General features: G+C 72.6%; 13 protein-coding genes. 9 read left to right on the top strand and 4 right to left on the bottom strand.

Translation table 11 applies throughout. The annotated features are described in order from the left end of the window. The first annotated feature begins 40 nt into the window (after positions 1–40). Both ACSHXN_RS29140 and ACSHXN_RS29135 read left to right on the top strand, forming a co-directional pair. A complete protein-coding gene (locus ACSHXN_RS29140; RefSeq protein ID WP_355795527.1) occupies positions 41–1,015 on the top strand; it encodes a helix-turn-helix transcriptional regulator in 975 nt (324 codons plus the stop codon). Positions 1,016–1,071: 56 nt separating this feature from the next. Further along, positions 1,072–1,590, top strand: a complete 519-nt coding sequence (locus ACSHXN_RS29135) for a DUF4240 domain-containing protein (RefSeq protein ID WP_355132275.1) — start codon at positions 1,072–1,074, stop codon at positions 1,588–1,590. On the opposite strand, the gene ACSHXN_RS29130 is transcribed toward ACSHXN_RS29135, so the two are convergent. Together ACSHXN_RS29130 and ACSHXN_RS29125 are read right to left on the bottom strand one after the other, a co-directional pair. Beyond that, on the bottom strand, positions 1,580–1,870 hold the full coding sequence (locus ACSHXN_RS29130) for a hypothetical protein (RefSeq protein WP_355132262.1): 291 nt from the start codon (positions 1,868–1,870) through the stop codon (positions 1,580–1,582). The genes ACSHXN_RS29135 and ACSHXN_RS29130 overlap by 11 nt on opposite strands. Positions 1,871–1,988: 118 nt before the next feature. Further along, positions 1,989–2,795 (bottom strand): peptidoglycan recognition protein family protein, encoded by an 807-nt coding sequence (locus ACSHXN_RS29125; protein ID WP_355132261.1) that lies wholly within the window; start codon positions 2,793–2,795, stop codon positions 1,989–1,991. Positions 2,796–2,982: 187 nt separating this feature from the next. On the opposite strand from ACSHXN_RS29125, the gene ACSHXN_RS29120 reads away from it, so the two are divergent. Beyond that, a complete protein-coding gene (locus ACSHXN_RS29120; protein ID WP_356295493.1) occupies positions 2,983–4,167 on the top strand; it encodes a MarP family serine protease in 1,185 nt (394 codons plus the stop codon). On the opposite strand, the gene ACSHXN_RS29115 is transcribed toward ACSHXN_RS29120, so the two are convergent. Beyond that, the gene (locus tag ACSHXN_RS29115) at positions 4,162–4,680 is read right to left on the bottom strand and encodes a GNAT family N-acetyltransferase (RefSeq protein ID WP_355132259.1); all 519 of its coding nucleotides are present in this window, start codon (positions 4,678–4,680) and stop codon (positions 4,162–4,164) included. The two genes, ACSHXN_RS29120 and ACSHXN_RS29115, sit on opposite strands and share 6 nt — an antisense overlap. Before the next feature lie 95 nt (positions 4,681–4,775). Between ACSHXN_RS29115 and ACSHXN_RS29110 the strand changes: the two genes are divergently transcribed. Then, on the top strand, positions 4,776–5,678 hold the full coding sequence (locus ACSHXN_RS29110; RefSeq protein WP_438304228.1) for a TIGR01777 family oxidoreductase: 903 nt from the start codon (positions 4,776–4,778) through the stop codon (positions 5,676–5,678). Between the two features lie 188 nt (positions 5,679–5,866). Next, the gene (locus ACSHXN_RS29105) at positions 5,867–7,285 is read left to right on the top strand and encodes an NAD(P)/FAD-dependent oxidoreductase (protein WP_355132257.1); all 1,419 of its coding nucleotides are present in this window, start codon (positions 5,867–5,869) and stop codon (positions 7,283–7,285) included. Positions 7,286–7,288: 3 nt separating this feature from the next. Here the strand turns inward: ACSHXN_RS29105 and ACSHXN_RS29100 are convergent, their stop codons facing one another. Next, on the bottom strand, positions 7,289–8,725 hold the full coding sequence (locus ACSHXN_RS29100) for a regulator (protein ID WP_383359746.1): 1,437 nt from the start codon (positions 8,723–8,725) through the stop codon (positions 7,289–7,291). 251 nt (positions 8,726–8,976) lie between these two features. Between ACSHXN_RS29100 and lipB the strand changes: the two genes are divergently transcribed. The 4 genes from lipB (at position 8,977) to ACSHXN_RS29080 (ending at position 12,106) form a co-directional block, all read left to right on the top strand. Continuing rightward, the gene (lipB, locus tag ACSHXN_RS29095) at positions 8,977–9,774 is read left to right on the top strand and encodes a lipoyl(octanoyl) transferase LipB (RefSeq protein ID WP_438304226.1); all 798 of its coding nucleotides are present in this window, start codon (positions 8,977–8,979) and stop codon (positions 9,772–9,774) included. Positions 9,775–9,879: 105 nt separating this feature from the next. Next, positions 9,880–10,845, top strand: a complete 966-nt coding sequence (gene lipA, locus ACSHXN_RS29090) for a lipoyl synthase (RefSeq protein WP_356295502.1) — start codon at positions 9,880–9,882, stop codon at positions 10,843–10,845. Between the two features lie 277 nt (positions 10,846–11,122). Next, positions 11,123–11,320, top strand: a complete 198-nt coding sequence (locus ACSHXN_RS29085) for an SCO2195 family GlnR-regulated protein (protein ID WP_355132253.1) — start codon at positions 11,123–11,125, stop codon at positions 11,318–11,320. 87 nt (positions 11,321–11,407) lie between these two features. Continuing rightward, entirely contained in the window at positions 11,408–12,106 is a 699-nt protein-coding gene (locus ACSHXN_RS29080; RefSeq protein WP_355132252.1) for a DUF4191 domain-containing protein, read from the top strand. Positions 12,107–12,178 lie beyond the last annotated feature (72 nt).

Below are 12,178 nucleotides of genomic sequence, written 5' to 3'. Positions count from 1 at the left end.
ATCGGGCCGTCGATCCGGTGGCGCACGGCATGATGACGGCATGCGTGCCGCCCGTCTCATCAAAATGGTGCTGCTGCTGCAGTCCCGGCCGTCCATGACCGCGGCCGAGCTGGCCCGTGAGCTCGAGGTGTCCGAGCGCACCGTCACCCGGGACGCCCAGGCGCTGTCGGAGGCGGGGGTGCCGGTGTACGCCGAACGGGGGCGGGCCGGCGGGTACCGGCTGGTCGGCGGCTACCGCACCCGGCTGACCGGGCTCGCGCGCGGCGAGGCCGAGGCGCTGTTCCTCAGCGGGGTTCCGGGTGCGCTGCGGGAGATGGGCCTGGAGGACGCCGCCTCCGCGGCGCGGCTGAAGGTGTCCGCGGCCCTCCTGCCCTCCCTGAGCGACGCCTCCCGCACGGCGGCGCAGCGGTTCCACCTGGACGCGCCCGCCTGGTTCACCGAACCCGCGACGCCCCGGCTGCTGCCCGCGGTCGCTGACGCGGTCTGGGACGACCGGCGGATCACCGCGCGCTACCGGCGCGGCGAGGACACGGTGGAGCGGGAACTCGAGCCGTACGGGCTCGTCCTCAAGGCGGGAGTCTGGTACCTGTGCGCCCGAGTGGCGGAGCACGGCTCCTTCCGGGTGTACCGCATCGACCGCTTCACGGCCGTGATCTCCGGTGAGGACCGGTTCGGGCGGGACGAGGAGTTCGATCTGCCGGCCTTCTGGGCCGAGCGGGCACAGGAGTTCGCGCGGTCCATCCTGCGGGCCGAGGTCGTGGTGCGGCTGTCCGAGGACGGTGTACGGAGATTGGCGTACGCCGTCGATCCCGTCTCGGCCCGACTGGCGCTCACCGCGGCGGACGCCCCCGACGAGCGGGGCTGGGTGACGGTGACCCTGCCGGTGGAGTCCGAGGAGGTGGCGCACGCCCAACTCACGGGTCTGGGGCCGGAGGTCGAGGTGCTCTCCCCCGAGGGGCTGCGGGCCCGTTTCGCGGGCGACGCCACACGTTTGGCGGAGCTCTACCGCTCATAACGATCCGCCGCACTCCACGTGCGCCCCACCGGCGCAGGGCCGATGCTGGTCGGGTGATGGACGAGACGGAGTTCTGGGACCTGGTGGATGCGAGCCGGGAAGCCGCCGAGGGCGACGCCGACGAGCAGGCCGACCAGCTCGTCGAACGGCTCGTCCGGCTCGACCCCGACTCCGTCCTGGACTTCGCCCGGCATTTCGAGTCCCGCTACAACCGCGCCTACCGCTGGGACCTGTGGGGTGCCGCCTGGGTCCTGCTCGACGGGGCGAGTGACGATGCGTTCGATTTCTTCCGGTGCTGGCTGATCGGCCAGGGGCGGGACGTCTTCGAGGGCGCCCTGCACGACCCCGACTCGCTCGCCGATCTCCTGCCGGAGTTCGACGAGGAGGTGGACGGGGACGGCGAGGAGCTCGGCTACGCGGCGGACGAGGCGTACGAGCAGCTCACCGGAACCGTGGCACCCGACCTGGGCATCCCGCCCGCGGCCTCCGAACCGGCGGGGACCTCTTTCGACCTGGAGAACGAATCCGTGCTCGCGGAGCGCTATCCCAGGCTGTGGGATCGGTTCAAGGGCTGATGCCGATGGCGTCGTCACTCACACCGCGCTCCGGCGGACCACCCAGGCGGACCGGTGGCCCCGCGTTCCACCGGCCGCCCGTGCCGAGGCGCCGCGGTGCCCCGCCCCGCCGGGCCGCATGGCGCAACGGGGCCCTGTCGGCCCGGTCGAGGGCGGACGCCGTGGACGCCGCCGGTCCGAGGACGACCGTCGTGACCGCACGGACCGGAGTCCGGGGGGCGCGCACGGCCTCGGCCCGGGTGCTCGCCCGCCCGGCCCGTGCACGATCGCTGCCGCGCATGATCCCCGCCTCCGGTCGGCTCGTGCCGCAAACCGTAGGAGGCGGGGATCGGAGGGCTCTGCGTGCGGACTGTGACGCCGCTGTGAGTGGTGTCTTCCGTGCGGGGGCCGGGGACCCCTCACCTTCGGCCCTGGAGACGGGCCGCCTCCTCCCTGATCGAAGGGAGCAGCGCCTTGAGCGCCGCACCCGGGCAGCTCGTCGAATAACCGTCGTTGTGACCCGCGAGCGCGGGCATCATGACGGGGGTCCCCGCCTTGTACCGGCTGAGGCCGTTGCTGGAGACGAGCCGGACCTTGGAGCGCGGGTCGATGTCGGCGACGCCGAGCTTCCAGGCGGCGAGGGCGGCGATCGAGTCGACCATGGCCTTGGGCACGGGCACGCCCGCGGTGAAGGTGCCGATGGCGGCGATGCCGACCGTGCGGTGGTTGAAGCCCTGGGTGTGGGCCCCCATGACGGGCCGGTCGACACCGCCCGCGCGGCCCTCGTAGATGGTGCCGCAGCGGTCGACGAGGAAGTTGTAGCCGATGTCGTCCCAGTGGCGGCCGCCTCGCTGGCCGGTGTAGAGATAGCGGATGATGCGTGCCGAGGTGGCGCAGTCGTAGCGGTTGGGCGAGTCGGTGTGGTGCACGAAGACGGCGACGACCTTGTCGTCGTACCGCGGTGGCGGCTGGTCCCGGGTGGCGGCGTCCGCCCAGGCCGCCCTCAGCACGATGCGCGGCTTCGGGGCCTGGTGCAGGACGGCGGACCGGGCCACGACCGGGCGCGGGGTACGGACCAGGACCGGGCGCTCGACGCCGGAGGCGCACACCACCAGTGCGCCGGCTGCGGCGACCCCGGGCAGGCAGCCGAGCAGCAGCAGGACGGCACTCTTGAGCCTCGGCGCACCGCTGCTCCAGGCCCCCCACGTTCTTCGGAAGTCACGCATGGAGCCACTTTCCTTCCGTCCCGCAACATCCGCGATGTGTGGTGTGCCACCTGGCGGAACCATTGTCACGGTCCGCGGCGTTCTTACAGGTCGATGCGTGCGTGCCCCGTTTCCGGGCACCTGCGCGGGTGGCTGATCACCGGGCTCGCGCCGCGCGTACTAGGGGGTCCGAGAGAAAGGCGGCTCAGTGGACCTGCTCGACATACTGCTCATCCTCGTGATCCTGGCCTACGCGGCCTCCGGCTATCGGCGGGGGCTGGTGGCCGGTTGTGTCTCCCTGGCCGGCTTCGTGGGCGGTGCCGCGGTGGGCGTGTGGATCCTGCCCTGGGTCATGAACCTGGTGACGCGGGGAACCACCGCGGCGACGGTGACCGCCGTGGTCACCGTGCTGGTCCCGGCGGCGATAGGGCACGAGCTGGCGGGGCGCCTCGCGCTCAAGCTGCGGCGCGAGCTGGACCACGGGCCGCTGCGGGTGGCCGACGGGGTCGGCGGCGCGGCGGCGAACGCGGTGTCCGTGCTGATCGTGGCGTGGGTGGCCGCGAGCGTCCTGGGCGCCTCCTCGTCCCCGCTGGTCACCCAGGCGATCCGGGACTCGAGGCTGCTGGGCGCCGTGCAGAACACGATGCCGGACACCACTCCGACGTGGTTCTCACGGGCCACCTCGGCACTCACCCAGGCGGGCTTCCCGCAGGTCTTCAACCCCTTCGAGAACGAGCCTTCGGCCGGGGTGGCGAGGCCCACCGGGGACAGCGTCACGGCGAGCGCGACCAACGCCGCCAAGCTGAGCACGGTCAAGGTGGAGGGCGCCTCGGGCATCCAGGGCCGGGAGGGCAGCGGTTTCGTGTACGCGGCCCAGCACGTGATGACCAACGCCCACGTGGTGGCGGGCATCGATCACCCGAGCGTGCGGATCGGCGGCGTCGGACCGGCGTACGCGGCGCGTGTGGTGCTCTTCGACCCGGACCGCGACGTGGCCGTGCTGTACGTGCCCGATCTGCGCGCCCCCGTCCTGCGCTTCGACACCGGCGCCAAGCGCGGGGACGCCGCGGTGGTGGCGGGCTATCCGGAGGACGGCGGCCTGACGCTGCGCGCGGCCACCGTGGCGAGCCGGATCCGGGCGACGGGCCCGAACATCTACAGCACCGACACCGTCACCCGGGAGATCTACTCCATCCGTTCGACCGTCCTGCCCGGCAACTCCGGCGGCCCGCTGCTCACCACCGACGGCCGGGTCTACGGCGTCGTCTTCGCCCGCTCCACCTCGGACCAGGAGACCGGCTATGTGCTGACGGCCGACGAGGTCTCGGGCGACGCCCGGCGCGCGGCGCACGCCACGGCGGCGGTGGACACGGGGGAGCTCACCGCCTCATGAACCGACCTGGCCGGGCGCGGGCCCGGCCAGGAAGCGCCCCATGAACACGTCGTCGACGTACTCGCCGTCGAGCAGGAACTCCTCGGGCAGGATCCCCTCCACCACGAACCCCTCGGACTCGTAGAGCGCCCTCGCCGGGGTGTTGTGCCCGAGGACCCGCAGGGTGATGCGGCGGGCTCCCCGCCGCCGTGCCTCCTCCTGCACGGCCCGCAGCAGCGCCCGCCCGACCCCCCTGCCGCGTGCCTCGTCCGCGACGACGAGGCCCTGGATCTGCCGGACGTGGGAGTTGCACGCGAGCGGCGTCGGGAATCCGAGCCGGACGTAGCCCACGACGACGCCGCCGAGTTCGGCGACCAGATGGTCCCGCGGCCCGAACCGCTCGGTGAAGAAGGGCTCGTACGGCGGCCGGGGCCGCGGCTGGACGGAGTGCAGCGCAGACCAGGTGACCCGGTCGAGCCGGCCGAGCGCCTCCTCGTCGTCGTCGGTGGCGTGGCGTATGTACGGAACGGGCATGAGGGTCACTGTACGGCGGGCGTACGAGGATCCGTCCGGTCGCATCCCGGGGCCGCCGGACGGGCCGGACGGGGTGCACCGGGCAGGATGGGGTCATGGAACGTTCCCGAATCGCCGTGGCCGGTGCGTCCGGTCTCATCGGAAGCGCCCTGGTGCGGTCCCTGACCGCGGACGGGCACGAGGTGGTCCGCCTGGTGCGGCGCGCGGCCAGCGGCGAGGGCGAGGTCTGCTGGGACCCCGAGGAGCAGTACATCGACACGGCCGGTCTTCTCGGGTGCCACGCGGTGGTCAACCTCGCCGGCGCGGGCATCGGCGACCACCGCTGGACGGACGCGTACAAGAAGACGCTGCGCGACAGCCGGGTGCTCGGCACGGCGGCGCTCGCGGAGGCCGTCGCCGCCCTTCCCGAGCCGCCGCGCGTCTTCGTCAGCGGCAGCGCGATCGGCTACTACGGCGAGACCGGGAACCGCGCGGTGGACGAGACGGCGCCGCCCGGGGACGGTTTCCTGCCCTCGCTGTGCGTGGAGTGGGAGGAGGCCGCGGACGCCGCGCAGGAAGCCGGCGTACGAACGGTGTTCGTGCGGACGGGCCTGGTGGTGGCCCGGGAGGGCGGTGCCTGGGGCAGGCTGTTCCCGCTCTTCAAGGCGGGGCTCGGCGGGCGGCTGGGTGACGGGCGCCAGTACTGGTCCTTCATCTCGCTGCACGACGAGGTGGCCGCCATCCGCCACCTCATGGACCGCGAAGACCTGTCCGGCCCCTTCAACCTGACGGCACCTCAGCCCCGGACGAACCGTGAGATCACTGCGGCGATGGGGCGTGTGCTGCACCGGCCGACACTGTTCCCGGCGCCCGCGCAGGCTCTGCGCCTCGCGCTCGGCGAGATGGCCGGGGACGTGCTCGGCAGTGCGCGAGTGCTGCCGGGACGGCTGCTGGACTCCGGGTTCTCGTTCGCCCAGCCGGAGATCGACGAGGCGTTGCGAGCGGCGCTCCGGTCGTAGCCGCGGGGCCGAACGGCCGGAGGCAAAGCCCGTGTTCGACCGTATGCGACCACCGTGCGACCGTGCTCTGTCCATGCGCGACTTCGCCCGACCGTTCACGGACCTACGCTCATCCCGAACTCGGGTATTCCGGACGCCTGTTGGGGGCATGACGTCTCCACCGGCCGCACAACCTCGAGGAGGGGCACGTGCTAGAGCCCGTGTACCAGGCGGACGTCGTCATCGTGGGGGCCGGAGTCGCCGGCCTCGCGGCGGCCCACCGGCTGACCAGTGCAGGAGTGTCGACGGCGGTCCTGGAGGCCGCTCACTGCGTCGGCGGCCGCATGTCGACCGAGAAGGTCGACGGCTTCCGGCTCGACAGGATCGGACAGCTTCTGTCCACGTCCTATCCCGAACTGCGCCTGACCCCGGGGCTCGACGCACTGGTCCTGCGCCCCTTCGCACCGGGCGTCCTGGTGCACAGCGAGGGTCGCCACCATCGTGCGAGCCCGCCCCCGGCAGGAGGGGGCGCGGGGGGCGCACGGGGCGCACTCAATGCCGTTCGCGCCCTCGCCAGTGCTCCCCTCACGTCTTCCGCGCCGCGCGCCGGGCTCGGAGCGGCCGGAGCGCGCGCCGCGCTGTCGAGGGCGACGGGATCCCGCGCGGCCGTGCCGCGGCCCGCGGCGCCGCTCGGCAGTGCCGTGGACCAGGCTCGGCTCGGCGCGGCGCTCGCGCGCATCGCCGCCACCCCCGTCGAACGGCTGCTCGCCCGGCCCGAGTCGCCCGCCCGGCACGCGCTCACGGACCGCGGGCTCCCGGCCCGTACCGTCGACGGCTTCCTGCGTCCGCTGCTCGCCGCCCTGTTGTGCGACCCGGAGCTGACCACCTCGAGCCGCTGCGCCGACCTCGCGCTGCACGCCTTCGCGCGCGGCCGGCTGTGCCTGCCGGAGGGCGGCGCGGAGGCACTGCCGGAACTGCTGGCACGGGCGCTGCCACCGGGCACGGTGCACACCGGCGTCCGCGTCACCTCCGTCTCCACGACCTCGGTGACCACCGCCGACCACGGTGAACTCCGCTGCCGCTCCGTCCTGCTGGCCACCGACGCGCATGCCGCCGCCGAGCTGCTGCCCGGTCTGCGCGTGCCCGGCTTCCATCCGGTCACCGTCGTCCACCACACGACCGACGAGCCGCCGTCGACCGGGGCCTCGCTGCTGCTGGACGCGGACCGCGACGGACCGGTGTCGCACACGGCCGTCGTCAGCCTGGTGGATCCGTCCCGGGCGCCCGCGGGCCGTGCCCTGATCTCCTCGACGGTGCTGGGCACGCCCCCGGACGACGTCGACGGTGCCGTACGGGCTCATCTGGCCCGCCTCCACGGCACCTCGACCACGCGCTGGGAGACGCTCGCCGTGCACCACACGGCGCGGGCCGTCCCGGCGATGCGGCCGCCGCACGACCTGCGCCGGACGGTGCGGCTGCTGGCCGGGCTGTACGTGTGCGGCGACCACCGGGACTCCAGCACGGTGCAGGGCGCACTGCACTCCGGCGCCCGGGCCGCCAAGGCGGTCCTGGCGGACCTGGGTGCGGGGCCCCTGCACGCCGCGGAACCGCTGGCCACGGCGGCCTGAGCCTCAGCTGAGCGCGGCGACCTTGTCGCGGTATCCCCGCACGGGCGCCGCGTCCTTGTACGGCTCCAGGCGGCGCTCGAAGTCCCGCACGTACTCGACCGCCCGCACCGACCGCATCTCCGACGCCTGCCCGGCGGCCTCGGCCCCCAGCTGGCAGGCCTGGTCGAGCTCGCCGAGGCCGAGCCGCGCCGAGGCGAGCACGACCCGGCAGAACAGCCGGCTGCGGGCGAACCCGGCCGCCCGCAGCTGCAACGACCGCTCGGAGTGCTGGACGGCCGCACGGTACTGCTGCAGGTCCCGGTGGCAGTGCCCGAACTCGTCGGCGAGCTGAGCCTCGTCGAAGAACCGGGCCCAGTACGGCAGTTCGTCGCCGGGGCGGGCGGTCTCCAGGGCCCGCTCGGCCCGGACGAGCGAGGCCGTGCACGCGCGCACCTCGCCCAGTACTCCGTGGCCGCGCGCCTCGACGGCGTGCATCAGCGCCTGGATGGCGGGCGGCGCCGAGCCGCCCACCCCCTGCTGCGCCACGCGCGCGAGTTGCACGGCCTCCCGCCCGTGGCCGAGGTAGACGGCCTGCCGGCTCATCGTGACGAGCACGTACGCCCCGTACATCCGGTCACCGGCCGCCTGGGCGAGCCGCAGCGCCTGGACGAAGTAGCGCTGGGCGAGACCGTGCGCACCGATGTCGTACGACGTCCAGCCCGCGAGCCGGGTCAGATCGGCGGCCGCCGCGAACAGCCGGCGGCCCGTCTGCTCGCCGTAGGTGCCGCGCAGCATGGGCTCGGCCTCGTGCTCCAGATAGCGCACCAGCGCCTGGCGGGCGTGGCCGCCGCCGTAGGCGTGGTCGAGGGCGCGGAACAGCTCGCCGACCGAACGGAGCGCTGCGATGTCGCCCCCGCTGACCTTCTGGCCGGGGCCGCGCTCCGAGTGGCCGCGCTGCCGGGGCACCGCGGGACGGCCCTGGGCCGGGATGCGGGGGACCACCTCCCCGCGGCTCACCTTGTCGTCGGCCCGGCCGATCAGCCAGTCCCGGCTCGGCACGACCAGCCCGGCCGGGGTGAAGGCGATCTTCCGCAGCTCCGCGTGGCTGCCGGAGTCCTTGCGCCACAGGCCGCTGACGATGTCGACGGCCTCCTCCGGGCCGGCGGCGAACTCCAGCCCGGCGTACACCGGGGCACACGCGTCGAGCCCGAGGTCCTGCGCCGTGAGCCGGCGTCCGAGCCGCCGGGTGAACACCTCGGCGATGAGCGCGGGGGTGGTGCCGCGCGGCTGCTGACCGCGCAGCCAGCGCGTCACGGAGGTCTTGTCGTATCTGAGATCGAGCCCGTGTTCGAGCCCCAGCTGGTCGACGCGACGGGCGAGACCTGCGTTGGAGAACCCCGCTTCTGCGATGAGCGCGGCGAGCTGTCGGTTGGGGGTGCGCTGCGCGGGTCGTTCCGTCATCTGCGGTGCGGTCTCCGTATCGCCTGTGAGCAGCCCTGATGGCCCTGTGAACGGCGTGAATGTAGCGGAGAGTGAGCAGTCGATCGCAGGCATCGGCATCCATTCATCCGATCGTGTGAGGATTGCCCGATCGGATGACGCGCATGGCCGGGAGGCGGTGGCACCCCGCCCGGACTCGGCCCGCAGCGGCTGGACGTACAGTGGCGTGGGCGCCGTTCGCGCCTTACGAGGCTTCTAGGGAGGCGCTTGCCGTGAGTGAGTTGCGGTTCGTCCGCGTGGGGTTCGGGGCCGAGGCCGTCGAATACCAGGTCGCCTGGGACGAGCAGCGCCGGGTGCACGCCGCCCGCTTCGCCGACGAGGTCCCGGACACCTGCCTGCTGCTGGAGCACCCCCCGGTCTACACCGCGGGGCGGCGCACGGCGGACGACGAGCGGCCCCTGGACGGCACCCCCGTGATCGACGTGGACCGCGGCGGCAAGATCACCTGGCACGGACCCGGTCAGCTGGTGGGCTACCCGATCCAGAAGCTCCCGCGCCCGGTCGACGTCGTGGCCCACGTACGCCGCCTCGAAGAAGCCCTGATCCGCGCCTGCGCGGAGTTCGGCCTCGAGACCACCCGGGTCGAGGGACGCAGCGGCGTGTGGGTCCTCGGGGACCCGGTGGAGCAGCGGCCCTCCCTCGGCGGGCTCTCCCTGGACTTCGACCCGCGGCTCGCCGACGAGGAGTTCGACCCCCGGCTGAACGGCCCGGAGTACGCGCCCTCCAACGCCGGCCAGCGCCGGGAGGACCGCAAGATCGCGGCGATCGGCATCCGCGTCGCCAAGGGCGTCACGATGCACGGCTTCGCGCTGAACGTGAACCCGGACAACGTCTGGTTCGACCGGATCATCCCCTGCGGCATCCGGGACGCGGGCGTCACCTCCCTGGCGAACGAGCTGGGCCGGGACGTGACGGTCACGGAGGTGCTGCCCGTGGTCGAGCGGCATCTGAAGGACGTCCTGGAGAACGCGGAGCTCTTGCCGCGACTCATCGAGAAGGCCTCCGCCTGACCTGGGAATGCCCCCCACGGTCGCGGGGTTGGCCTGACCGGTAGGGCCCACAAACACGGGCGTACCCTGGTGTACGCCGAAGAATCGAAGCTACAGGGAGCCGACGTGTCCGCAGTCGCACCCGACGGACGCAAGATGCTGCGCCTTGAGGTCCGCAACAGTCAGACCCCCATCGAGCGCAAGCCCGAGTGGATCAAGACCCGGGCGAAAATGGGTCCCGAGTACTCGAAGATGCAGAACCTCGTGAAGAGCGAGGGCCTGCACACGGTCTGCCAGGAAGCCGGCTGCCCGAACATCTACGAGTGCTGGGAGGACCGTGAGGCGACCTTCCTCATCGGCGGCGACCAGTGCACCCGGCGGTGCGACTTCTGCCAGATCGACACCGGCAGGCCCGAGGCGCTCGACCGCGACGAGCCCCGCCGTGTCGGCGAGTCCGTGGTCACCATGGACCTGAACTACGCCACCATCACCGGTGTGGCCCGCGACGACCTGGAGGACGGCGGCGCCTGGCTCTACGCCGAGACCGTGCGCCAGATCCACCGGCAGACCGCCGCCCGCGAGGGCGGGCACACCAAGGTCGAGCTCCTCGCCCCGGACTTCAACGCCGTTCCCGAGCAGCTCGAGGAGGTCTTCTCCTCCCGGCCCGAGGTCTTCGCCCACAACGTCGAGACCGTCCCGCGGATCTTCAAGCGCATCCGCCCCGGCTTCCGCTACGAGCGGTCCCTGAAGGTCATCACCGCCGCCCGCGACTACGGCCTGGTGACGAAGTCGAACCTGATCCTCGGCATGGGCGAGACCCGCGAGGAGGTCAGCGACGCGCTGCGCCAACTGCACGACGCCGGCTGCGAGCTGGTCACCATCACCCAGTACCTGCGCCCGAGCGTCCGCCACCACCCCGTGGAGCGCTGGGTCAAGCCGAACGAGTTCGTGGAGCTGAAGGATGAGGCCGAGCAGATCGGCTTCTCCGGCGTCATGTCCGGCCCCCTGGTGCGCTCCTCCTACCGCGCCGGACGGCTGTACCGCATGGCCGTGGAGAAGCGCGGATCGTACATCGCCTCGCAGGCGGTCTGACCCGGCGGCGGGAACGGAATTGGCACTCCGTGCCATCTCCATGATGTGAATCCCCACACAAGCGACTACCGCCGGGTAGTGGCCGATGGACGCGGTCCATGACGTCCCCGCAGCTAGCGGGCGCGTCAGGGCCGCGTCAGGCTTTTCGCCCCTCGTATCAAGGCTTCATAGGTGTTTGACCGGTCGGTCACGCCCTGGTAACACCAATCAGTGACCCTGGTTTCACACCACGTACAGCCCGGGCCCCGAACCGCCGAATCCGAGGGGGACCTCCACCATGCAGGCCGCGCCTGTTCGCGCCACCGCCATTCCGTCGTTCACCGATGCACTGCGTGCCGTCGAGTCGCTGCTGATGAGCAGCGGCCAGCGGACCGCCCGCCGCAACGCCTGGACCTCCGTCCTGGAGGACCGCCGCCGCGCCAAGGACCGGGTCGAGGCGCAGCGCTTCCTGGACGCCGTGGCGCCGCGCCCGTAGCCACACCCGCACTCCCCGGAGCGACCCCACCGCTCCAACCCCGCACTGCCGTCGTCGCCGCCCGCCGGGCCACGTAGACTTCGTGCCATGGCGAGGAAGGAAACTGCAGCGGACGCTGCGAACGCGGGGCGACTGAAGCAGATCGTCCTGACCTACAAGATGACCCGCAAGGCCGACTCGAAGATCGGTCTTGTACTCGCGGCTGTCGGAATCGTCACCTTCGGTGTCTTCCTCGCGATCGGCTTCTTGCTCGGTCACCCTGTCTATGTGGGCATTCTCGGCCTCCTGCTCGCCTTCCTCGCGACGGCGATCGTCTTCGGACGCAGGGCCGAGCGCGCCGCCTTCGGTCAGATGGAGGGCCAGCCCGGCGCCGCCGCGGCGGTGCTGGACAACATCGGCCGGGGCTGGACCACCACCCCGGCGGTCGCGATGAACCGCAGCCAGGACGTCGTGCACCGCGCGGTCGGCAAGGCCGGCATCGTGCTGGTCGCCGAGGGCAACCCGAACCGGGTCAGGACCCTGCTGGCCGCCGAGAAGAAGCGGATGGCGCGCATCGTGGCCGATGTGCCGGTGCACGACGTGATCGTGGGCACGGGCGAGGGCCAGGTCGAGCTCAAGAAGCTCCGTACGACCATGCTGAAGTACCCGCGGGTGCTGACCGGTCCCCAGGTGACCGCGACGAACGACCGGCTGCGGGCGCTGGGCGACCTGATGAGCAACATGCCGCTGCCGAAGGGGCCCATGCCGAAGGGGATGCGGATGCCGAAGGGCGGCCGCATGCGCTAGCGCCGCCGCAGTGCCCAACCGAAGTTTCCGGGCCCGGGGAACCGTCGAGGTTCCCCGGGCCCATGGTCTGTC

The organism is Streptomyces sp. HUAS TT11, assembly GCF_051553595.1.
In the GTDB taxonomy this organism is placed as follows: Bacteria; Actinomycetota; Actinomycetes; order Streptomycetales; family Streptomycetaceae; genus Streptomyces.
Note: the sequence above shows the minus strand (reverse complement) of the source record. Positions and strands in the feature narration are given on the sequence as shown.